A 24,022-nucleotide genomic window follows, 5' to 3' on the forward strand; every position below is an offset into this window, starting at 1 on the left:
TGAACCCAGGTTGTCAGCTCAGACAGGTGGATTGGAGATCAGTAACGTTAGCCTGAAATCCCTGAAGTGTCGGTGTTTTATGCTGAAACTCGCGGGGTGCGGCACAAACTGCGCAATATCCGGGCGCAGCTCCAGGGTCAAAGTATCGTCAGTAAAGCCTGTTAATTTGCTGGTGCTGAAACCCAGATAACGTTTTACAAAGGGGTAGATAGCCTTGTACAGGGTTTCTTTGGCGGAAAATACCAGGGTAAAACCGGCTACAAAGTCTATGTCTGCAGCCTCTAAAACGGCCATTTCCTGTTGGTCGATAATTTTTGACTTGATGCGTGCTATTCGGGAAGCAGAAAGTTCGACTTCCAAATCAACCCCTACGAATTGCGCGTTATTACTGGCAACGGCCACAGCAAGGTGGTTTTTATGGGAAATTGCGCCACGAACCCCCCCTGGCCAGATGGGAGAGCGGTCGGTATTGCTGCCCACAACATGATGCTCGATACCCTGCACGGCTAAAGCCGCAGCGCTGCACAATCGGCCAGTGATAAATTCTGCCTGTCGGGAGGCGTTTGCCGAAACCAGGGGCGATGGTAACCAGGCTTTATACTGTTGTATATAATCAGTTCGGGTGTCCTCTGCGGAGGGAATTTCCGCAAAGAACAACGGCACCGGCTGCCCGGCTATTTGCCAGTCAAGGCGCGTAACAGGGGGCAACCCGGGTAAGTTGTTCGCGGTTATTGTCATTGCACAATCCCCACCGATTTTACCTGTGCCCATACTTTTTGACCTGTTGCCAGTCCCAGTGTATCCAGAGATTTTCGGGTGATTTTGGCAAACAATCTTTGCTCACCACAGGCCAGGGTAAGCAGGCAGGTTCCGGGTTCATCTCCCGTCTGAATCTGGCTAATCTCGGATGCTATTTTGTTTAATATACTGGATTGTGTTTCCTGAATCCGGCTGATGCTGACATCCCTGGCACACACACAAAGCCGCACTGTAGCACCGGGTGACAGGTTGTGACTGGCCACCCAGATGTCGCTGGAATCCACTTTGACCTTCGCTAAGTGGTAGTCTTGCTCAACAGATTCCACCTGACCCTGCAGTAACGCAGTGCAATCACCGGACAAGTCAGATAGCGGTTGCCTAAAGATTGTATTCACCGCGCCAACGGTTTTAACGTGTCCTTTATCCATAATGATCACCTGCTCAGCAAGGCGCGCCACTTCCAGTTCTGCGTGGCTGACATAGAGCATCGGGATGGCGAGAAACTGTTGTAAAGACTCGATATAACTAAGGATTTCCCGCTTTCTGTCTGTGTCCAGTGCGGATAAAGGCTCATCGAGCAACAATATGTCCGGATTACTTAGCACCGCACGGGCAATGGCGAAACGTTGCTTCTCTCCCCCTGACAGCTGATCAGGGCGATGGGATAGCAAGGGGCTGATGGCTAACACCTCCAGCAACTCCTGCAGCTGTTTCTCTGCCAGCGGTGTTCGGGTTCTGCGCTGCGCATATTGCAGGTTTTGCTCCGCCGACAAGTGAGGAAACAGGCTGGGTTCCTGAAACACGTAACCAATTTTGCGCTGATGGGCAGGTACAAAAATATGGCTGTCCTGATAGGTGTCTGCGGCGATGCGAACTCTGCCCTGAGCCTGCGTCTCCAGCCCGGCTATACAACGCAATAGCGTGGTTTTCCCGGAACCGGATGCGCCATAAATGGCGGTAATGCCGGTGCCGGGAATGTGCAAATCCACATCGAGCTCAAAGTGTTGTGCTGCCCCTGAGTTGCGGGACAGTTTCAAACTGATTTCCATGTCTGTCTCGACCGGGTTAATTACCATAATTCATGCCCGTCAGTCGCCATTTTTTCTGAAAGCTGTAGAGAAACAACAGCACCGTGAAGGAAAAAATTAACATTAACTGCGAAAGGTTGTGGGCACTGGCGTAATCCAGTGCTTCGACGTGATCGTATATTTGTACCGACACGACCTTGGTTTCGCCTGGAATATTGCCACCAATCATTAAAATAACGCCAAATTCACCGACGGTATGGGCAAAACCCAGAATCGCAGCACTGATAAATCCCGGCCGCGCCATCGGCAGGGCAATACTCAAAAACCGATCAACGGGTGTTGCTCCCAGGGTCGCTGCCACTTCGAAGTGACGTTCGTCTATGGCAGCAAACGCATTTTGAATCGGCTGAACCACAAAGGGCAGTGAATAAAACAATGAGGCCACCACCAACCCCCAAAAAGTAAAGGGTAACGTCCCCAGCCCCAGGGCTGTGGTAAATTGTCCAAATGCGCCGTTAGGGCCCATAAATAATAACAGGTAAAAGCCCAGCACCGTGGGCGGTAAGATCAGGGGCAGTGCCACAATCGCCCCAATGATGCCTTTAGCAGGGGAGTGCGTCCGTGCCAGCCACCAGGCAACGGGCGTACCTATGAGCAACAACAGCACAGTAACGACACTGGCAAGTTTTAAGGTGAGCCATAGGGTGGTGATATCTGCTTCAGAGAGCAACGTTAATTCCCCTCAGGTGTATCGTAGCCGAATGCCCGGATCATGGCGGCCACTTCGGCAGATTGCAAGTACTGGTAAAACTGCAGCGCCGCAGCATTGTGCTGCGCCTCTGTTAACAACACCGCATCTTGCAGAATAGGGGCGTAATAGGTTTCGGGAATAATCCACCAGGAGCCTTTGTTTTGTTCCGCCAGAGTTAAAACTTGCGACAGGGCAACAAAACCCAGTTGCGCATTTCCGGAACGCACGTAAGCAAAGGCCTGTGCAATGTTTTCGCCAGTCACCCGTTGCCTGGAGGTCAGTATTTCCGGGTATTGCTGTTGTAAATAGTGCTGAGCCGCCAGTCCGTATGGTGCGGTTCTGGGATTGGCAATCGCAATCTTATCAAATTGCAGCTGTTGCCAGTCGGGAGGCGTTGTTTGCAATAACCGCGGATTGCCAGACCAGAGTACCAGTTTTCCGATCCCGTAGGTAAAGCGGCTGGATTCTATTGCAAACCCTTCAGCGACCAGCTTTTCGGGTTTATCTGTGTCTGCCGACAGGAAAATATCAAAAGGAGCGCCTTGCCTGATTTGTGCATAGAATTTGCCGGAAGACCCCAGCGACACCCTTATGTTGTCAGTGGTGTGCGGATAACTGGCAACAATCGCTTTTACCGGCGCGGCAAAGTTCGATGCGACAGCCAGCTTTATAGTTGTTTCTGCCACACTTGCGGATGCGGGCAACAGCAGCAATAGGCAACATAATAAACGTACAATAAGCAGAGTGATTCCTCAGGATTAAAAACGGCATATTTTAGGTTATTTTGGTGCAGCAAAATAGCCCTGACAAGTATTGCGATAACGGCGTTAACTTTTGTATGCTGTGCTACTTTTCGCATATATGGGGATAAGGATGGCGAACATCAATAAAGTGGCGATTGTTGGCGGTACTCACGGCAATGAATACTCCGGTATTTATTTATTACGGCAATGGCAAAAGCACGCTGAATCGGTAAACAGGCCGAGCTTTGATACAACCTTGTTGATGGCAAACCCTCATGCCTATGAGAACAACACCCGTTATGTCGATAGTGATTTGAACAGACAGTTTTTATTACATTTGTTGCAGGATGAAGGGCTTAACAACACTGAGCAGCGCCTGGCGAAGCAGATCAATCAACAACTGGGGCCACGAGGACAGGCCAGCACCGATCTGATAATTGATTTACACAATACCACCTCCAACATGGGGCCTTCATTGATCCTGTTGCAATCAGACGAGTTTAATTTACGGATGGCCGGCTATCTGAAGATGCAGATGCCTGAAGCCGTGATTGTGATGGAGGTTGATGTACCGCTGGAGAAACAACCCTATTTGTGTGCCATCGCGCAGCAGGGAGTTATTGTCGAGATTGGACCTCAACCACAATCGGTGTTGCGCCATGATGTACTGGACTGGATGCAGACCATGACGATGCACCTGCTGGACTATGTAGAGCTTTATAACACCCACTCGCTGCCTGACCTGCCCGATGTTATTGAAGCCTTTACCTATACTGAAACCCTGAAGTTACCAGAAGATGAGCATGGTGAACGGTTAGGTATGGTACATCGGAATGTCCAGGACCGGGACTTTCAACCGGTGCAACCCGGAGAGCCCATAATTGCTCTGTTTGATGGTGGCGAAATTTGCTGGCATGGGGATTATGAGGCCTACCCACACTTTATCAATGAAGCCGCCTATTACGACAATAATTTAGCCATGTCGATGGCTAAAAAGATTAGCTTACCCATTCCCTGAGGTGCATCTCTGAGTCCGGTTTCCCGGACTCCATCCGTTATTCTTTAGCCTGGCTGACCCTGGCTTCTACGTGTGCGTTGATGTAGCCACTGATATTATCCATAGAGAGTGAGGTTGCGATAGCGGATTGTTCTGTGAAAGACAAGGCAATGGCAAACTGACGCTGATTATTGCTGAAAACCGACAGGCTGCGCTGAGCTGCCACTGCAATTTGCGCCTCCACTAAATCACGGTATTCGGTTTTTTGAGTGAGATCGCTGTCGCTGACAATTTCATCCAGTTCCGGTTTAAATGGCTGAAAGGCGCCCTGAGGAAATTGCAGTTTGCCCTGTTTTAACTCAAACTTTTGACCCGACACCAGGTAATGGCTGGTGTAACTGATTTTATCTGCACTATTTTCACTTTGCGCAGTTTGCTCAACAATATAAACCCCATTTTGACCCACCACTTCAAACAGCGCATTGTTATCATCAATGGGGGTTGCTACCAGTGCGGTGGTTTCATCTACGCCAAAACCAAACCTGGCATCCGACGCTAATACCAGTTTTGCCAGGCGTAGTTGACGCCCACGCTCCGAAAAATGTGTGTCTAACACGCCATAAGGAAAGAACTTTAAGCCACCTTTACTGTGGTAGCTAACGGGCCGCACAGTGGCATGAGGATCAACCCGTTCAATCCAGGGCGCTTTTTCTTCTGTACCAGCCAGCAACGCACCGTCACTGGTACCGCCGGTGATCATGCCTGCCTCGCCCGTGCCGGGTTTACCACTTTGCACTGCCGTGCCTGCTGAAGTGCCGGAGATCACCAGTTGTCCGGCGTTAAATTTGTCGCGCAATGCTGCCAACCATGGGCGGTCTTTGTCTTGCGCCGTTACAAAGGACTGCCAGGTCAGGCTTTGATCGCCACCATTAAAGAACACCCCGTTTGCCTGTTGTGCCAAACTCACCAGCTGCTCCGGAGCATCACAAAACTGTTGCTGATATTCTGCCAGATAGGGATACACAGCTTGCCGGTTATAGACGCCCACATAATCCGCCCTGGCCTGTGCTAAATCCGCACATTTTCCCTCATCCAGCAATTTTGCCAGGGTGGCCTCAACGGGTAACCAGATGGCTTTCGCTCCCAATTGCGTGAAGATATTAAGATAATAATCCGTGGCCGCAAAGACGTCATATCCGGATGCAGTTGATATCAGAACAACCGGCTGTTGTCCTTCTGGTGTTACTTTTTTCAGTGCTGCCATAAAACCCGCGTAAATTAACTTACTGCTTTCATGGCGGGTATGCTCTATGGATGCCTGTTCACGGATAAAGTTGCCGCTGGCATCAACAGACGGCGCCTCTAACAGATCATTGATGGGGTAATACAGGTGATCTGGCAAGGTTTTCAGTAACTTACTGGCGTTAGTGGACTGATCTCCGACATTGATTGCAAAGCCTTTTAACTTGTCGTGAAATTGCTCTTTCGCAAATATTTGATTGGGATAATGTTTGGCAAAGTTTTGTAAGACGTTCAGCAGTGCGGCTTTGAGCACAGTATCACTGTCTTTCCACAAGCTCAGAGACTGTAATTGTTGCAGCGCTGCAGCCGACACCCGGTAGCTATTTTGTTGCTTGGCGCTGTCTGGCCAGTTGGTTTCGTCTGTACAGGCACTGGTGCCGTAGGAACCACAGGTTTTCCAGCTTCCGCCCACTAAAAATAGCTGACTTTGGGCCCACGTCGCACTGGAAAACAATAAAAACAGAAGTGCTGTACCGGTTTTGACAAACATTCTTACAAACCTTTGATATTGAGGAACAGGCTAAGAATAGCCACTTAACCGCCAGGCGTCTAATGGAATTTAGTTGTGATTAAAACCATTAATATCAAGTAATTCAATAACTTGAATAAATATTTAAGAAATAAGAATAGACTTCTGAGTTTATCCGGATTGGGTGCAATGCTATGCAGGAGCATCGCGTCGTGTTTTTTTGTTCAGGGTGTCTTCATTTTGCGTAGAAAAATGTCGCGGCTCGTGATTGAATAGTGCAGTGATATGAAAGGCATATCATCCTCATACCCTAAAAAATAATCATAAACAAACAAGGATATGAATATGCATACTTCCAGATTGGCGAAATCTGCGCTGGCACTCGCTATCGCATTGGCTTTAGGGGCTTGCTCGCAGCAGGCCAGCGACGAACAGGTAAATAATGTTGCTGCCGCAGATAGCACAGCGCAGGTGCAAAGCAGCGAAACGGCAATAGACCAAAACAACCCGTTTTTCAGTACCTATCAGACACAGTTTCAAATCCCGCCTTTCCAGGACATTAAAAATGAGCACTTTATGCCTGCATTTGAGCAGGGGATGGAAGTGCATCTGGCAGAAATCGACGCTATCGTAAATAACCCTGAAGCGGCTACCTTTGAGAACACCATCGAAGAGCTGGAGCGCACCGGAAAACTGCTGAGTAAAGTACAGCGAGTATTTTATAATCTGGCGGGTTCCAACACCAATCCGGAGCTGCAGAAGTTGCAGCGAGAGCTGAGTCCATTGGTGTCTGCCCATTACGACAAAATCAGTCTGAACGAAGGCCTGTTTAAACGCGTTGATGCGGTGTGGCAGGCCCGGGACAGCATCGAACTGACAGCGGAAAAACGCAAATTTCTGGAAGATACGCATCGTAGTTTTGTGCGCAGTGGCGCGCTGTTAGATGCGCAACAAAAAGCCAAACTGACCGAAATAAACGGTAAAATTTCAGAGTTAACCACCGAATACGGGCAAAACCTGTTGGCGGAAACGAATGGTTTTGAATTGATTCTGGCGAAATCCGATCTGGATGGTCTGTCTGATGGAGTAGTTCAGGCGGCGTATGAAACCGCACAGCAAAAAATGGCTGCCGCGGAAACTGAAGAAGACAAAGCGAAATATCAGGACAAGTACGTATTTACCCCACATCGCAGCAGTATGTATCCTTTCCTGACGGAATCCACCCGCCGGGATTTGCGGGAACAACTGTACAATTCCTATATTTATCGCGGTGACAATGACAACGAGACGGATAACAAAGGGGTTGCTGCACAATTGGCCAAACTGCGGGCTGAGTGGGCGCAGATTATGGGCTACGAAAATTATGCCGCTTATGTGCTGGAAGAGCGCATGGTGAACACGCCACAAGGCGTATACGATCTGTTGATGCAGTTGTGGCGTCCGGCGCTGGCCCGGGCAAAAGCCGAAGTAGCCGATATGCAGGCCATGATTGAGGCCGAAGGTCACGACTTCAAATTTGCTGCCTGGGACTGGTGGCAATATGCAGAAAAAGTGCGCAAAGCCAAATACGACCTGGACGAGGCCAGCCTGAAACCTTATCTGACTTTGGATAACGTGTTAAAAGGCGCATTTGATACCGCCAACAAACTGTGGGGACTGACCTTTACCGAATTACACGATATCGATGTCTATCATCCGGATGTTCGGGTCTGGGAAGTGAAGGACAAAGACGGCAGTCATTTGGGGATCTTCATGGGTGACTATTACACCCGTTCCAACAAACGCGGTGGCGCCTGGATGAGCAGCTTTAAAGGCCAGTCGAATCTGGATTTACGAGAGCGTCCGGTGGTGGTCAATGTCTGTAACTTCTCGCCGCCTGTGGGAGATGCCCCGGCGTTGCTCAGTTTTGACAATGTAACCACTTTGTTCCATGAGTTTGGACACGCTCTGCATGGGTTAGTGACAAATACCACCTATGGCAGCATGTCAGGCACTTCCGGTCCCCGTGATTTCACTGAATTTCCGGCGCAAATCATGGAGCACTGGGCCAGTGAGCCGCAGGTGTTAAAAACCTATGCCACTCACTATCAGACGGGTGAGCCTATGCCGGACGAACTGATTGATAAACTGCTCAAGTCTGCGAAATTTAATCAGGGTTTCGCCAACACCGAATATCTGGCAGCATCGTTGCTGGACATGGACTGGCATACGCTGTCTGCTGAAGATGACATGCAGGACGCCGACGAGTTTGAAAAATCCTCGATGCAACGCATTGGTCTGATTGACGAAATTGCACCGCGTTATCGCTCTACCTATTTTTCCCATATCTTTGCCGGAGGTTATGCCGCCGGATACTACAGCTATGTGCATTCAGCGGTACTGGATTCGGATGGCTTTGCGGCCTTCAAGGAAACCGGCGATATCTTTAATCAGGATTTAGCGCAAAAATTCCGTACCCATGTACTGGAAAAAGGTTCAACCGAAGAAGCCATGACACTCTATAAAAAGTTCCGTGGCCGGGAGCCGGAAATTGACGCACTGTTAAAAGTACGTGGTTTAGACGGCTCAACCGATTAAACCCTGCTCAGTTTGATATTGACTCATCATGGCCCGGTTTACCGGGCCAGTTTTTTTGTGGCTTGTAACTCATGAAAATTTATCATTGCCTGTTAACACTGATTCTCGTGTTTGTTGGTATTCACGCGACACCGGTGGCGGCACATCCTCAGGACGAGGACATTATTTTGGATATTGAACAGGGACAGTTATTGATTGACGGTGAAACCCTGGATGAAGAATATCTGGCGGCCTTAAAACGCCAAAGAATGCGCAAATTGGCCGCCATGAGCTGGTCAGAAAAGTTCTGGTTGTATACAAAGGCTGGATTTGAACACATTATTCCCAAGGGACTGGATCATATTTTGTTTGTCCTGGGGCTGTTCTTTTCCAGTCTGATGCTGGGCGCGTTGCTTTGGCAGGTAACGGCCTTCACCCTGGCTCATTCTGTTACGCTTGGCCTGGCTGCGTTGGGCATTGTCCTGGTGCCGGGCAGTATTGTTGAGCCGTTGATAGCCTTGTCGATTGTGTGGGTTGCCGTTGAAAATTGTGTGTTTAAACAGGCGTCAAAGTGGCGTCCAGCCATCGTTTTTGGGTTTGGCTTGTTACACGGTTTAGGCTTTGCCTCGGTGTTAAGTGATTACGGACTGCCTAAAAACGATCTGGTCCCGTCCCTATTGGCCTTTAACCTGGGGGTAGAGCTGGGGCAAATTGCCGTACTGTTGTTGGCATTTGTGGGCACCTATCTGTTCAGAAATCGCCATTGGTATCGCAGTCGGGTACAGATCCCCTTGTCGCTATTGATTGCCACTGTGGGGGCTTACTGGTTTATTGAACGGGTGTTTCTGTAACCAGGCTAAAAATGTCCGGAATTGTCACCGGGATGACATTTGCCGAAAAAGTAACCGGATACAATCAGCTTGTTTTGGTTATTTCGGAATTGATCATGAAGAGTTTTGTTGAACAACTGGCCACTTACGCGGAGTACCATCGGGACTCCCGTAATATATTAACCCATTTAGTGGGTGTGCCTGTCATTGTGTTTGCCGTAATAGTGTTGTTGTCCCGACCTGTATTTGACCTTGCTGGCTATGCGGTCACTCCGGCGATGGCCTGCTGTTTAGCGGCATCCTTGTACTACCTCAGACTAAATCTGGTGTTTGCAACGTTGATGGCTGTGCTTATGGCTACCGGCATTTACTATGCGATGGACATCGCCGCCGCATCAACCCTGCTGTGGTTGAGTACCGGGGTAGGTTTATTTGTACTGGGCTGGATTGTGCAATTCATCGGTCATTATTTTGAGGGTAAAAAGCCCGCCTTTGTGGATGACTTAATGGGCTTGCTGATTGGTCCTTTGTTTGTGTTGGCAGAATTACTGTTTTTACTGGGCCTGTATCCATCCCTCAAACAGGACATTGAACGCCGCGCCGGCGCCGTGAGAACAGGCTCGCCTTCTGCGAACACACTTTAGTATTGCAGGCGCCATCTTTTCGTTTTCGCGATTTGAAGCTGGCGTTCTGTCGACCAAAAAGCCACAATAGTGTTTAACATTTTCTCAACGCGTTAAACACTATGAAAAAATCCTATCTCGATATTACCGCTGATTTAAATGAGTACTTGCCTCAGGTGCGAAAAGGGGTGCCGGATGTCATGAAAGGCTTTTCGGAAATGGCCAAAGCTGCAACGGCAGACGGTGTACTGAATAAAAAGACCAAAGAGTTGATTGCCTTAGCTATCGGGGTAGCAGTGCGATGTGATGGCTGTATCGGATTTCATGCCAAGGCCTTAGTTAAGCTGGGGGCAACTCGAGAAGAGATCGAAGAGGTGTGCGGTATGTCTGTTTACATGGGCGGTGGACCGTCACTGATGTACGCGGCGGACGCGTTAAAAGCCTTTGATGAATTCAGTCAGACAGACAAGTCCTAAGCCTGCTGATGGATGTGAATAGATAATATGGCGATGCCAGACGCAACACTGCCTGCTTATACGGTGCGTTCATTGCTCAATTATCTGGATGCTCAGGGGCTGCCCAGAGCGCAGTTGTTAAGCCAGTTAAACTGCAATGATGCGCAACTCAATGATCCGGAAGCCTGCTTTGCGGTGCAACACTACGAGACCATGCTGCATAATGCGGCTGATACGCTTGATAGTGCCAATATAGGCTTTCGTTTTGGCCGGGCGTTTGAGCTGAGTATCTGGGGACTGTTGGGCTTTATTGTGGCGGCCGCACCGGATTTGCGACAGGCTTTGGCCTTGCAAAAGCGTTATCAATGTTTACTGGGCAATTCCGGACTGGCCTATCATGAGACTCAGGAAGAAGTCACCATTATGCGTTGGTTGTCTGAGTGCTGTCACAGTGCCCATAGCACCGAGCAGGTGATTACCGCCTGGCTGGCGTTTGCGTTTCAGTATACGCAATCTGACGCCACGCCCCTGAGTGTCCATTTTACCCATGAAGCACTGGTGGACCCGGCGGAGTATCAGGCATTTTTTCGTTGCCCGGTGTACTTTAATGCTGAGTTTAACGGTATCAAAGTGCACACCGAACTGCTGGCCCTGCCGCTTCGCACTTCGAACTCAGAAGTTCTCAATGTACTCTGTGCCCATGCTGAGCAGCGCTTGCTGGTAAAACGCAAAAACGCCTCATTAGATATCGTACGTCAGTACATCATTGAAGTGCTGCCGGATCATGTACCAGACTTACCCGAAATTGCGGGATTTCTGGAATTAAGCCCGCGACAAGTTCAACGTCAGTTCCAACGGGCTGGCACCAGTTTAACGCAGTTTGTGGAGAGTATCCGGCTCAGTCTGGCGGTATCCTACCTGACTCAAACCGACCACAAACTGTTATACATTGCACAGATTTTAGGATATTCCGAGCAAAGTGCTTTTCAACGCGCATTTAAACGTCACTTTGGTGTGACGCCTGGGGATTATCGTATACAGCCGCTGGCTTTGCCTGTTTCAGTAGCCAGGTAAAGCTGAACAATGAGGCGATTATCCAGGCGAGGATAAGTACAAAAACAGGATGTTGAACTTGTGGCTGCAACAGTGCATAAGCGATAAAACCGGTGCCGAGTAAGCGCAGTGGTTCTGCCAGGCTTTGCCAGGTTTTATGTTCCTGCAAAACACTGATAACCCAACAGTGGTAAATGCCAAAAAGTCCCAGCCCCACACTTATTAACGGCGCAAAATAGGGGAGTTGCAGTAAGAACCAAAATACCATGGGTATCAGCAACAGAAACTGAGTGAGTACATAAATTTTTTGGTTTTTACATTGGGCTACTGCGTATTTCTGCAGTGATTTACTGTTGGCATATTTTCTTGGCAGGCCTTGTTTGGCATCGGCCGCACGCCAGCCCGGAGGCATCAAAAAGGTTTTGATTTTGTCGCGCCAGTGGCGGGTATATAACGCATCCTGTAGCAGGTTGCGATACACCTGGAAATTGGCCCACAGGGGATTCCAGCTATTGAGTTGGTGACTGACGCCGTAGACAATTTCTACGTTATTTTTTTCCGCCTGAAAGGAGTTAAATAGTTTGTCCCACAGGATAAACACGCCGGCATAATTTTTATCGATATAGTCTTTGTTCAATGCGTGATGCACCCGATGGTGACTGGGCGTGACAAAAACGGCTTCGAACCAGGGAGGCATTTTATCAATATGCTGAGTATGTACCCAGAACTGGTAGATTAAATTGAGCGACCCACAAGCCAACAGCATTTCCGGGGGGACTCCCAGCAAGGCCATGGGCAGAAAAACAATCCAGGCGAACAAGGCAGGCGTACCGGTTTGGCGCAAGGCCGTGGTCAGGTTGTACTCTTCGCTGGAGTGATGCACCACATGAGATCCCCACATGACGTGGATGCGGTGACTAAGCCTGTGTACCCAATAGTAGCCCAGGTCATAAACCACAAAGGCCACCGTCCACCACAGCACGGAATCCAGCGCAATGCTGAGCAACGCCGTCTGCTGATATAACCAGACATAAGCAGAGAAAGGTAAAATTAACTTAAAGACACCTACCAGGCGGCTCATCACCCCAAGATTCAGTGAGCTGATGGTATCATCCCATTGATAAAATCCGGTTTTTCTTTTTCGGTCCACATAAATTTCTGTGGCAATCAGTAAAAAGAAAAAAGGTATCGCAATCAGTATCAATTCCACAATCAGGCCCACATTGACTCTACAGGTATTGAGTATGGCACTGATGACTGACTAAGTATTGACCGAAAGTGCCATATGTTGACAGCAGGCACCATGCAAAGGTGCCTGTATCAGGGTACTGACAAGGGTATTTTAAGCAATAAAATTAACTTTCTGCCATGTAGTTGGAGAGCTTATCTACATGCTCCTTGGTTTCACTGATCAATGAGGTAATTTCCAGCGCTGATTCTGTGGTACTTTGCGCCAGATTGCGAACTTCGTCAGCAACCACAGCAAAACCACGACCGGCTTCACCTGCCCGGGCCGATTCGATAGCGGCATTCAGGGCCAACAGATTGGTCTGGTTCGATATCCCGTTAATTGTTTGTATGATACTACTGATACGGTCTAATACCTGCGACATGGCGTCATGCGTTTCAGCAATTACCTGATTTCTCTCCGAGACGTCTGTGCCGTACAGAATGATCTTGCTGATGTTACCCTCAACGGTTCTGACCAGCGAAATAGTCGACGCAATAATGGCGGGAGATTGTTCCTTTATGGTTGGAATTGTCACATCGCAGGAAACCGAGTCCTGCTTGAACAGGCGTTGCCAATTTTCTTCAGACAGGCAGCTTTTCAGGTTTTTAAGTTTATCTGCCAGTTCCTTAACGCTGCTGGCGCACAGGGCTTGTAAACCGAGATGGTTCGCTTCCAACAAGGCTCCCTGAGCCGAAAATTCCAGAACAATATTGCTGCTGGCAATGGCGTTAAGACGGATTCCGTTTTCCAGGCCCTGTCTTTTGGTTGCATCGATATTACTCTGTATAGAGACAAACTTTTCAACCTCTCCCTGCTCATTAAATATCGGATTAATGGCAAGGTTTATCCAGTAGGAATCACCTTGTTTGTTGTAGTTCAGTATTTCTTCGTGAAACGATTTTTTCGCAGCGATATTGGCCCGTACCCGTTTGACGGTTTCAGGATTGGTGTGCTCGCCCTGTAACAATGCTCCGGGTTTTTTCCCCAGCGCTTCTTCTATGCTATAGCCGGATAATTTGGAAAATCCGGGGTTTACGTATTCAATCAGACCCTGAGCATTAGTAATGATCACTGAGTTATCGGTTTCATTGGCCACCAGTGAGAGCATCGCAAATTGTTTTTCTTGTTTAACGCGTTTGGTGATATCAGTGGCAAATTTTACTATTTTGATGACATCACCATTGGGATCCACAATCGGATTGTAAGTGGCAGCAATCCAGACTTCCCGGCCGCCTTTGCCCAGGCGTTTGTAGCGCGCAGACTGAAATTCTCCGTGGCGCAATTTGTCCCAGAACCGTTTGTAGTCACTCCCGGCAGATTCCCCGCGGTCTACAAACATAGAATGATGCTTGCCAAGGATTTCTTCTTTGCGATAGCCCATCGCCGCAAGAAAATTGTCATTGGCGTCGAGAATATTGCCCTGTGGGTCAAATTCTATCATGGCCTGCGATTTACTGATGGCCGCCAGTTTACCCTCGTAATCTATGTTTTTGAGCTTCTGCACAGTGATATCAGAGGCAAACTTTACCACTTTTTCTACGACGCCTTGTTTGTTCATAATCGGATTATAAGTAGCCTGCAACCAGATAATCTCGCCACCTTTCCTGATGCGTTTAAATTCAGATTGTTTGAACTTTCCTCGTGATAATTCATCCCAGAATGCTTTATAACTCGCCGACTGACGTTCGGCGTCATCCACAAACATGCGGTGATGCTTTCCCTGGATTTCACTGAGTTGATACCCCATTGCCTGTAAAAAATTTTGGTTGGCACTTACTATCGTGCCTTGCGGTGTAAACTCGATAACTGCCTGAGAACGGTTCAGGGCTTCAGAAATGGCTTCAGCGGTTTTACGCTCAAAGATACCCGATGACTTAGATTTAAAAAGCATAGCGGTCACGTTATTATTAGGTGGATACAAAAGCATTTGAGTTGATGCGCTAAAATTCACTAAAGTAGATTGAATGCGAATCGTTCAAAAACATGTTAAGTGCAGAATACGTATTAATTATTTAGAAATCAAAGTATATTAAAGACGAATCGTTTCGTATTGATTACAGGCTTGTGCATTGCGGCCAACAATGTAATAGTCATCACATGCATCCCAATAACACCGCTGTTTCTGCATGCAAAATCTCTTAGAACAGTTTTTTTATTTTCCCAATGAAAGTCTGCTGACCTACGGTTCTCATGACCCCGGGTTAGTGGTTGTATCCGTGCTTATTGCCATTTTTGCCGCCTTTATGGGGTTTGAGGTTGCTACTCAGGCCGCGGAAAGTCGCGCCAGCAGGCGTCAGGTATTGCTCGGCACCGGTAGTGTTGCGCTGGGGGGCGGGGTGTGGCCAATGCACTTTATTGGCATGTTAGCCTTTGAACTTTGCACATCGGTAGATTACGGCTGGCAGCTCACCTTACTGTCCGTTATTCCCAGCATTGCTGCCTCGCTGGTGGCGCTAAATCTGATTATTCAAAAAAGCATTACAATAAAGCAGATTTTTCTCGGTGGTGTATTGGTGGGTGCCGGCATCGGCGCTATGCATTATGTCGGTATGGCTTCAATGCAAATGGCAACGTTGTTGCGCTATGACCTGGTAATGTTTTTGGTATCCATCCTGGTGGCTGTGGCGCTGGCCATGCTGTCTTTGTGGGTGCGTTTTGGTATCGCATATTTTGGGCAAACCCGACTTTCTGCACGAAAGGCCAATCTGCTTGCGGCCATTGTGATGGGGGCGGCAATTTCTGGTATACATTATACCGGGATGGCAGCTGCCCGTTTTGTTTTACCGCCAGGTTTGGAGTTATCCGCGCAACCTGAGGGGATCTCCTTGTTTCTGGCGGCGGGCGTTACCGCGTTTACTATTTTAATTATCAGCATGGTTCTGGGCACCAGTCTGGTGTTTCGCTATAAAGACGCCGGAGAAGCGGCCAGCCTGAGTGCCAGTCGTATGCGCGCCATGATGGATACCGCGGTAGATGGCATTATCACTATCAGTAGCAACGGAACCGTGGTGAGCGTTAACAAAGCTGTTAGTCAGATTTTAGGCTGGTCAGCTGATGAATTGTTGGGAGAAAATGTCAGCAAAATCATGCCTCAACCATTCAGTGGTGAACACGATGGCTACCTGGAAAATTATCTGAAAACGGGCAAAGCCAATATTATTGGTGTTGGCCGTGAGGTGGACGCAGTGCACAAAAATGGCGAACTGGTTGCCGTGCGTTTGGGGATAGGCCATGTGGTGCAAAAAAGCGAAGATTATTTCGTAGCGTTTTTATCAGATATTCGTCACCGCATCGAAATGGAGCGAGCGCTAAAAGAAAACGAAGCCAAGTTTCGTTCACTCATCTCCAACATTCCCGGGATTGCGTACCGCTGCCTACTGGAAAAAGACTGGCCCATGGTGTTCATCAGCGAAGCTGTGGAAAACATCACGGGCTACAATGCCAGTGAGTTTACTCTGCCCAATCCAAAGCGCAGTTTTGCCGACCTCTATCATCCGGACGACAGAGAACGCATTTATGCTGAAGTAGCAGAGCAAAGCTCATTTGCGCTGGAATACCGGATTATTCGCAAGGACGGACAAATTCGTTGGTTATTTGAACATGGCAATATGGTGCAGGTAGAAGATCGCGAAGAGCCCTGGCTGGACGGTTTCATCATGGACATTACCGATCGCAAAACCATGGAACAGGACATGCTGCTGGCAAAAGAAAAAGCGGAACAAGCCGCCGCCGCCAGAGCGGCATTTTTGGCCAACATGAGTCACGAGATTCGCACCCCGATGAATGCCATCATTGGTTTTAGCGATATTCTGATGGACGCCCGTCTTACCACAGAGCAATACAAACATCTGACCACCATAAATCGCTCTGCAAAGTCACTGTTACATTTGCTCAATGACATTCTGGACAGCGCCAAGTTAGATAAAGGTAAATTAGAACTGGAGCAAAGGCCATTTTGCCTGACGGATGAAATCGATGCTGTGGTATCAACATTGTGGTTACAGGCGGATGCAAAGGGGCTGAAATTGCATGTTTCAGTTGATGAGAATATTGCCACCGGTTACCTGGGCTCTCCCGAGCGAATTCGTCAGGTATTAACGAATCTGGTGGGCAACGCTATTAAATTTACAGACACCGGTGAAGTGAAAATTTCTGTGACGATAAAATCCGGAAACAAACTTCGGTTTCAGGTAGAAGATACCGGGATTGGTATGTCTGAGGAACAACTGGAAAGGGTTTTTGATGCCTTTGCCCAGGCTGATGCATCAATGAGCCGCAAATTTGGTGGCACCGGATTAGGTACCACGATCAGTAAACAACTGATTGAGTTGATGGGAGGAACCATCAGTGTCCAAAGTGAGCCAGATAAGGGGACCTGTTTTACTTTTGATTTGCCCTTACAGGTTGCTGAGGTCAGTGAAAGTACAAGTTCCGGCGTGAAGCTACAATTGCCACCATTAACTATTTTGGTGGTGGATGATATTCAGCAAAACATAGATTTATTACTGGTTTTGCTAACCCGTGAAGGCCATCAGGTGATCACTGCGCGCGATGGTCAACAAGCATTGGTGCGTATGGCAGGCTCACAACCGGATTTGGTGCTGATGGATTTACAGATGCCGGTTATGGATGGGCTGAGCGCCGCCAGAGAACGAAGGCAGCAGGAAAAACAGCAGGGGCTGCCCCCCATTCCTATTATTGCCTTGACCGCCAGTGTGCTGGAACAGGACAAATCTGCGGCAGAAGAAGCCGGAATGGAGGGGTTTGCCAATAAGCCTGTTGACCTGATACAACTGAATAATGAAATTGCCCGGGTATTGGGCATAGAAGCAACAGATAACACTTTGCCAGAATCTCAGGAAGGTACGCAACTGATTGATTACCAGCAAGGTGAGGCCTTGTGGGGTAATAAACAAAAGCACGAGAAAGAGTTGCAGACCTTCCTGAAAAATTGTGTTGTTTATGAACAGGAGTTGCGTGATGCATTTAAGTTAGCCGATTGGCAACAACTCTCACTGGTGTGTCATAAAATGAAAGGTGTTGCCGGTAACGTGGCACTGAAAACCACAGTACAGCAACTCAATGAGTTGGAAAAGCAGGTGCAGGAACAAGACAGCGAAAGCACCGGAGAGTTATTAGCACAGTTACAGCAAACATTGTTGCAGGTGCGCGAACTACTCGGCGAAGCCTGTATCAATGATGCGCCTGAGTCACCGGCAGAGGTGGATATGGCGCAAATGGTTTTACACAGCGAACGTTTATTGGCAGATTGTGCTGAAAACACCTTCGATGAAAACGATGTACAGGCGCTAATGGTGTTAAAAGCAACACTGTTCCAGGAAACGGTGGAGCAGATCGAAGCAGCGCTTGACGATTTTGATTTTGAAAAAGCCGCGAATCTATGCGCGTTATTGCTGAAAGAACTCAAATCAGCGCAGGAGAAATCATGATTGAAAAAGAAGTTAATCGTCCCAGAATACTCCTGGTAGATGACGAGCCCGTTAATCTGCGAGTACTCAAAAATATTCTGGCTGAGCACTATGATTTGGCTTTTGCCAAAAGTGGTCAGGAAGCCATCAATGTGGCATTAAAGGAGCCACCGGCACTGATCCTGATGGATGTGATGATGCCGGAGATGACCGGTCTGGAAGCCTGCAAAGCATTAAAACAGGCGCCTTCAACCAAACATGTTCCGGTGCTTTTTGTCACTGCGCTGGCTGATGAAAGTGATGAAGCGGCGGGGTTTGAAGCTGGTGGCGTGGATTATATTACTAAGCCGGTGTCACCGGCTATCGTTAAAGCCAGGGTGAAAACTCATTTGTCTTTAGTGCAGGCAGATGAACTGCGGCTTACCCGATTGCAGGTGATTCAACGTCTGGGTCGGGCGGCGGAATATAAGGATAATGAAACCGGCACCCACGTACTGCGTATGAGTCATTACTCGCGTATTTTGGCAAAAGCTTATGGCTTATCTGACAAAGCCGCGGATGATATTCTGCACGCGGCGCCAATGCACGATATCGGGAAAATCGGTATTGCAGACAGTATCTTACTCAAACCCGGTCGACTGACTGAAGAAGAGTTCGACGTAATGCGCACACACCCCCTGATAGGTGCTGATATCATTGGTGAGGCAGACTCTGAGTTACTGCGACTGGCAAAGTCGGTGGCCTTAACTCACCACGAAAAGTGGGATGGCACAGGCTATCCCAATGGCCTGAAAGGTGAAGATATTCCTCTGGAAGGGCGTATCGTTGCCATTGCTGATGTCTTTGATGCGCTGACCAGTAAACGTCCCTATAAAGAAGCCTGGACAGTGGAGAGAACGCTGGATCTTATTCATTCTGAAAGTGGCAAACACTTTGATCCCAGGTTAGTGGAACTACTGGATCAATGTTTAGCTGAGTTTCTGGATATCAAAGCCCGCTGGCAGGATGAATAAACTCAGCCTGAACAAGTTTCCTGAGCCGGCACCCGGTTGTCGGCCAGCAGCGCGTTAAACTGGGCCAAAGGTACGGGTTTGCTGAAATAAAAACCCTGTGCAATGTCGCAGTGGATACTGTTCAGCAGCTCCAGTTGTTCACGGGTTTCTACGCCTTCTGCCACCACTTTCAGGTTAAAGTTCTTGGCCATATCTATGATGGTTTCAGTGATCATTTTATCGGCGGGATCAACGTCAATATCCTTGATAAAACTGCGGTCAATCTTTAACTTATCCACCGGAAAATGCTTCAGATAGGCAATTGAGGAGTGTCCTGTCCCAAAGTCATCAACAGCCAGAGATACCCCCAGCTTTTTCAGATCGTGTAGCAGTTCCATCACGTTGCCGGAGGTTTCCATCAGGCTGTTTTCGGTGAGTTCCAGTTCCAATCGCTGAGGGCGTACTCCGGATTGTTTAATGTGTTTACCCACTTCATCAATAAAATTATCGTAGCGAAAATCCCGGGGCGATATATTCAGCGCCAGGGTGATATCGTGAGTATCTTCCTGCCACTGTTTTAACTGTTTGCAACCTTGCGCAATGACCCACTTGGATATTTCGTGGATTAACCCGGTCTCTTCCGCGATTTCAATGAATGCCCAGGGAGTTAATAATCCCTCCTCAGGGTGATTCCAACGGATCAGGGCTTCTGCTCCGGTGATGTCGCCGGAGCGCATGTCTATCTGCGGTTGGTAAAACAGCTCCAGCTCCTGACGGTCAATGGCTTTACTCAATTGATTGTTGAGTTTGAACCGTTTATCCACTTCAGCTGTGATGGATTCAGTGTAAAAGGCGTAGGTATTCCTGCCGTTTTGCTTTGCCTTATACATTGCTGAGTCGGCATAAGTGAGTAATTTTTCCAGATCCTCTGCATCATTGGGATAAACGGATATACCAATACTGGTGCCAATTGTGGTTTCCTGATTTGCATCCAGCAAATAGGGGGTTTTTACTTCCTCGATGATATTCTGCGCTATGCTATTTAATGTACTGATCTGAGTGATCCCCTCCAGCAGGATTACGAATTCGTCCCCGCCTAAACGGGCAATGGTATCTTCTTCCCGCAGGGAGCATTTTAAACGCCTGGCTACCTGCCTCAGCAGTTCATCACCCATCATATGGCCCAGACTATCGTTGACCACTTTAAAATGGTCCAAATCCAAAAACAGAATGGCTACCTTATCTTCCGGGTGGCGTTTTGCTCTCTCCAGTGCATGTTCAATGCGTGATTTAAGCAGCAATCTGTTGGGTAACCCCGTCAGGGCATCATAGTGGGCCAACTGCTCCATGCGAGCTTCTGATTGTTTCAGGCGGGTAATGTCTGAAAATACTGCTACGTGATGCGTGACCTGTGCTGCATCATTTTCCACTTTGCTGATAGAGAGCAATTGCGGGTAGATGGTACCGTCTTTTTTGCGATTCCATATTTCGCCTTTCCAATAACCCTGGCGGTCGATTTCTTCATACATATCCACATAAAACTGTGCATCATGACGGCCAGACTTCAATATTGAGGGAAACCGCCCGGTGACGTCGTCCTGTGAATAACCAGTGATATCGGTAAATGCCCGGTTAACGGTGATGATTTTGTTTTGAGCGTCTGTTACCAGTACGCCTTCCTGTGAGTGCTCAAACACTTTTGCATTGAGCTTTAATTTTTGTTCATTCTCGACGCGTTCAGTTATGTCGTGAATGATGGAAAACAACATGGTTTTGTTGGCATCTTCTATCGGGGTGGAATGCACTTCAACATTGCGGATTTCTCCACTGGCCAACTGATGTTGGAAGGTGAAATAGTTCTGGTTGTGAAGTGCGGCATTAGTCATTTCCTGCTCCACTTCTTCAGCCGACATAATATTGATGTCCTGAATGCGCTTGCTGATCAGTTCCCGGTGACTAAAGCCGTAAAATGCCAGTGCTGCGGCGTTAGCGTCTACTATCTGTCCGGTGGACTTCTCAATAAGCAACATCACGGCATTGTGATTGTGGAATATATTCCGAAACTTGCGTTCCGAGCGAAAGACATTGTGAATTGAGTCAAGGTACAGCATTTCAGTGCTGTATCTGTGCTTTAAAACCAGCAACCACAAGCAAAAAAGCAGCAGGGCTCCAATCCATACCGGAATATTTATGCGTAGATCCTGCCAACCCATTTTGGGGGTCGCTAACAATTGCCAATTCCCCTGAGGTAAACTGATCAGGAGCCCTATTGGCTCCTGCGCTAAAATCTGGCTGTTCCCGTAAAAAAAGTCACCGGCAGACCCGCTGGCGTCTTTACCCCGAATGGCGAGGTCCAGTTTTGTCTGCAAGGAAACACCGCTGGCCTGTAAAATTTCCTCGTAGCGCAAGACAACAGACAGTAACCCCCAAACATCCCCTGAACGGGCGTTAATTATCGGCGTTCTGGCTATCAGCGCTGTATCTCCCTGGATCAAATTTAACGGACCAGCCAGAATTGTTCGATTCAGCTCAATAGCTCGTATTGCTGCTTCGTATTGGTCAGGAATCTTCCGGTAATCGGCACCAAGCGCTTGTTCGTTGCCTTCCATTGGGTAGACATGGCTAATTACCAGATCTTTTGCGGCACCAATGTGCCGTATTTGATTGGCAGAGGAGAGCAGTTGTTGAGTAAACCTGGAAAACTCTGATTGGTCCATTTCCGGATTCAGGGAGATGTAGGTTGCAAGACCGTGGGTTAAACTGAGGTTGCGATTGATGGTGTATTCAAGTGAGGCTCTAATCTCGGTGAGCTCGGAGGTGACTTCGTTACTCTGCGTTTGGCGATGGCGCTCATTACTGATTAATTCAAACAGACCTAAAGCCAAAAGCAGCAAAAGCGCAGACACTGCGGCAGCGGCCAGAAACTTTAATTTGATTCGAAGTTTAGTTTGGTGATTGGATGTTTCAGGCATCTGCTGATCTCTGAAGAGATACTCCTGTTTAGCGCTGGGATTAATTCTTTCGCCTAAATACTAGCAATGCTTTGCCTGTATCCCAAATAGAATGTGCGGTTTATAGACTAATTGATGAGATCTGGTTATAAAAGCAACAACAACTTCTGATCTGACATGGCCAGGGATTGGGATACCTTTATTGATAGCAACACCTGACTATCGTGCTGAGATTTAAGGCGATTATTTTACTTTCAGAATTGACTCTGACAGATGTTGATTTTGCTTGTTCCAGCTGACCCGGATATCGAGCTTGTGGCGGGATTCGTCTTCTTTAACCGTGATTTTAAGGTCTAACAGTCCCTTGGGGGTAAGTGCTAACTTGCCATCTTCGTCACTGAATTCCAGTTTTCCTTTGCCCAGCCCTTTAGAAATAGCTTCCAGCAGTTTTTGAATGGACTTACCGTCCTGTAAAGACTCGTGCCTGAATTCACTTTTGTGTTCCATTGCGCTACCTCATTGTTGAACTGGCCAGATGTTGTGCCAGCGGGGTGTTAATACCTTGGCCACCGGGTGATCAGAACTGATGCCTATTATCATTTTCTTAGGGTGGATTAGGGTGGCCCCAAAGCCGATTCCGGATAAACCTTCCTTACGACGAGAGTTGCGATCTAAGGTGATGTCGCCTTCTACATGCAACAGTCCCTTTTGCAATGATATCTGTTGCCCGTCGCCATGGTTTACATGGCCATGTACTACGCAGTGAATATCGCGCTGTTTAACTGCCTCTGCACCTTTCGCTGAAAAGATGGGATCGGAATCGCGATATTTAGTGCGAAACGGCGTTGCCAGAGAGCTGAAATAAAAGGCAAACAGATCGTCGCGCAACGTTGTTTTAAACTGTCGGTTGAGTTTTTTGATGCCATGTCGTTTGATCAGCTGACTAACGTTGTCGTCCAATCCGGCGTGTACAAACAAGAAGCTGCCTTTTTTATAGGCCAGCTGCATATTTTTAAAGAACCAGCGGAATTTACCTTTTTTACTGAAAAACAGCTGCTGGCAGTGCTGCGCGGCAGCGTACACCATGCGAATATCCATCCCCTGAGCCTGGCAATCCTGTTCGAACCTGCCCGCCTTTTTACGCAATCGTTTCACTTCCTTTTCAATGGCTTTGGCACTCAACGATTCTTTCGCAAACACCGGAAAAGCGTCAAACCAACTGTCTCTGGGGTAAAGATATTGTTTGCAGGTTTGCGCATCAGGTGTTTTCTGTTGCCAGTCGCTGTTAGCCAGATAGCGCTCAAAGACCTCTTTAAACAGCGGGATAACTTTGGTCCCCATGCGCACAAACATGTGCTCATAGCTGACGTGTTTTTCCCGGCTGATGGCTGAAAGTCCGGTTAACAGACGTAAATCATGGTTTCCGGCCAGCAATTTTACTTTGGCTTTAGTGGCAATAAATTGTTTCAGGCTTTTTAATAAATCCAGATTACTTGGCCCTTTGTCCAGGCAATCACCGCCTATCACAAAGGTGGATTTTTTACCTAATGCGGTTAACTTTAAGTTACCCTTGCTGTTGCGGGTTACGCCACCGGAAGCCAGCAATGAAGCAATAAACGCTTCCGCATCAGCATGGGGATCTGAGATAAAAATAACCGCTTTGTCTGGCCAACGCCAGTGTTCGGTTGACAAGGATTCCGGTGAAGGCTGTTCTCTTGCAGGCAGTTGCTCATCATTTGCTACATGTCGAAACTGAGACCAGTGTTGGCCAATGGTGGTGTATCCGGCGAGATCGATAGGAAAAGTTTGCAGTGAATTATAGGACATGGTTTGACTCAATGGCTGTCGGCTTG

At 48.1% G+C, this 24,022-nt stretch carries 18 protein-coding genes; 8 read left to right on the plus strand and 10 right to left on the minus strand.

What is annotated here, in order from left to right:
- Positions 1–18 precede the first annotated feature (18 nt).
- The 4 genes from LJ740_RS15000 to modA are packed head-to-tail and all read right to left on the minus strand — an operon-like array spanning position 19 to position 3,224.
- On the minus strand, positions 19–738 hold the full coding sequence (locus LJ740_RS15000) for a 4'-phosphopantetheinyl transferase family protein (RefSeq protein WP_229529925.1): 720 nt from the start codon (positions 736–738) through the stop codon (positions 19–21).
- Positions 735–1,835: a molybdenum ABC transporter ATP-binding protein gene (gene modC, locus LJ740_RS15005; protein ID WP_229529926.1), complete on the minus strand. Its 1,101-nt coding sequence runs from the start codon at positions 1,833–1,835 to the stop codon at positions 735–737. The genes LJ740_RS15000 and modC overlap by 4 nt, the downstream gene beginning before the upstream one ends.
- A complete protein-coding gene (modB, locus tag LJ740_RS15010; protein WP_229529927.1) occupies positions 1,825–2,517 on the minus strand; it encodes a molybdate ABC transporter permease subunit in 693 nt (230 codons plus the stop codon). The genes modC and modB overlap by 11 nt, the downstream gene beginning before the upstream one ends.
- 2 nt (positions 2,518–2,519) lie before the next feature.
- Complete coding sequence (gene modA / locus LJ740_RS15015) at positions 2,520–3,224, minus strand: molybdate ABC transporter substrate-binding protein (protein WP_229529928.1); 705 nt, start codon at positions 3,222–3,224, stop codon at positions 2,520–2,522.
- A 187-nt stretch (positions 3,225–3,411) separates the two neighbouring features.
- On the opposite strand from modA, the gene LJ740_RS15020 reads away from it, so the two are divergent.
- The gene (locus LJ740_RS15020; RefSeq protein ID WP_229529929.1) at positions 3,412–4,299 is read left to right on the plus strand and encodes an aspartoacylase; all 888 of its coding nucleotides are present in this window, start codon (positions 3,412–3,414) and stop codon (positions 4,297–4,299) included.
- A 37-nt stretch (positions 4,300–4,336) separates the two neighbouring features.
- On the opposite strand, the gene LJ740_RS15025 is transcribed toward LJ740_RS15020, so the two are convergent.
- Positions 4,337–6,070, minus strand: coding sequence for a cyanophycinase (locus LJ740_RS15025; protein ID WP_229529930.1), 1,734 nt, complete (start codon positions 6,068–6,070; stop codon positions 4,337–4,339).
- Between the two features lie 324 nt (positions 6,071–6,394).
- On the opposite strand from LJ740_RS15025, the gene LJ740_RS15030 reads away from it, so the two are divergent.
- From LJ740_RS15030 to LJ740_RS15050, 5 genes are all read left to right on the plus strand, one after another.
- Positions 6,395–8,626: a M3 family metallopeptidase gene (locus tag LJ740_RS15030; protein ID WP_229529931.1), complete on the plus strand. Its 2,232-nt coding sequence runs from the start codon at positions 6,395–6,397 to the stop codon at positions 8,624–8,626.
- Between the two features lie 71 nt (positions 8,627–8,697).
- Positions 8,698–9,456, plus strand: coding sequence for a HupE/UreJ family protein (locus LJ740_RS15035; RefSeq protein ID WP_229529932.1), 759 nt, complete (start codon positions 8,698–8,700; stop codon positions 9,454–9,456).
- A 95-nt stretch (positions 9,457–9,551) separates the two neighbouring features.
- Positions 9,552–10,079, plus strand: a complete 528-nt coding sequence (locus tag LJ740_RS15040; RefSeq protein WP_229530175.1) for an Mpo1 family 2-hydroxy fatty acid dioxygenase — start codon at positions 9,552–9,554, stop codon at positions 10,077–10,079.
- A gap of 101 nt (positions 10,080–10,180) precedes the next feature.
- Positions 10,181–10,534 carry a carboxymuconolactone decarboxylase family protein gene (locus tag LJ740_RS15045; protein WP_229529933.1) on the plus strand — a complete coding sequence of 118 codons (354 nt, stop codon included), beginning with the start codon at positions 10,181–10,183 and terminating at the stop codon, positions 10,532–10,534.
- A gap of 33 nt (positions 10,535–10,567) precedes the next feature.
- Positions 10,568–11,587 carry an AraC family transcriptional regulator gene (locus tag LJ740_RS15050; RefSeq protein ID WP_229529934.1) on the plus strand — a complete coding sequence of 340 codons (1,020 nt, stop codon included), beginning with the start codon at positions 10,568–10,570 and terminating at the stop codon, positions 11,585–11,587.
- Here LJ740_RS15050 and LJ740_RS15055 read toward each other — a convergent pair.
- Both LJ740_RS15055 and LJ740_RS23330 read right to left on the minus strand, forming a co-directional pair.
- Positions 11,511–12,788 (minus strand): sterol desaturase family protein, encoded by a 1,278-nt coding sequence (locus LJ740_RS15055; RefSeq protein ID WP_229529935.1) that lies wholly within the window; start codon positions 12,786–12,788, stop codon positions 11,511–11,513. The genes LJ740_RS15050 and LJ740_RS15055 overlap by 77 nt on opposite strands.
- Positions 12,789–12,921: 133 nt before the next feature.
- The gene (locus LJ740_RS23330) at positions 12,922–14,688 is read right to left on the minus strand and encodes a methyl-accepting chemotaxis protein (protein WP_324255618.1); all 1,767 of its coding nucleotides are present in this window, start codon (positions 14,686–14,688) and stop codon (positions 12,922–12,924) included.
- A 235-nt stretch (positions 14,689–14,923) separates the two neighbouring features.
- Between LJ740_RS23330 and LJ740_RS15070 the strand changes: the two genes are divergently transcribed.
- Together LJ740_RS15070 and LJ740_RS15075 are read left to right on the plus strand one after the other, a co-directional pair.
- Complete coding sequence (locus LJ740_RS15070) at positions 14,924–18,247, plus strand: PAS domain S-box protein (RefSeq protein WP_229529936.1); 3,324 nt, start codon at positions 14,924–14,926, stop codon at positions 18,245–18,247.
- A complete protein-coding gene (locus tag LJ740_RS15075) occupies positions 18,244–19,239 on the plus strand; it encodes a response regulator (RefSeq protein ID WP_229529937.1) in 996 nt (331 codons plus the stop codon). Before LJ740_RS15070 ends, LJ740_RS15075 begins: the two co-directional genes overlap by 4 nt.
- A gap of 2 nt (positions 19,240–19,241) precedes the next feature.
- On the opposite strand, the gene LJ740_RS15080 is transcribed toward LJ740_RS15075, so the two are convergent.
- The 3 genes from LJ740_RS15080 to LJ740_RS15090 all read right to left on the minus strand — a co-directional run bounded on the left by LJ740_RS15080 (position 19,242) and on the right by LJ740_RS15090 (position 23,996).
- Positions 19,242–22,190 (minus strand): bifunctional diguanylate cyclase/phosphodiesterase, encoded by a 2,949-nt coding sequence (locus tag LJ740_RS15080; RefSeq protein ID WP_229529938.1) that lies wholly within the window; start codon positions 22,188–22,190, stop codon positions 19,242–19,244.
- Positions 22,191–22,412: 222 nt separating this feature from the next.
- Entirely contained in the window at positions 22,413–22,676 is a 264-nt protein-coding gene (locus LJ740_RS15085; RefSeq protein WP_229529939.1) for an amphi-Trp domain-containing protein, read from the minus strand.
- Positions 22,677–22,685: 9 nt separating this feature from the next.
- The gene (locus LJ740_RS15090) at positions 22,686–23,996 is read right to left on the minus strand and encodes a metallophosphoesterase (protein WP_229529940.1); all 1,311 of its coding nucleotides are present in this window, start codon (positions 23,994–23,996) and stop codon (positions 22,686–22,688) included.
- Positions 23,997–24,022 lie beyond the last annotated feature (26 nt).

The organism is Planctobacterium marinum, from assembly GCF_020687805.1.
Lineage (GTDB): Bacteria > Pseudomonadota > Gammaproteobacteria > Enterobacterales > Alteromonadaceae > Planctobacterium > Planctobacterium marinum.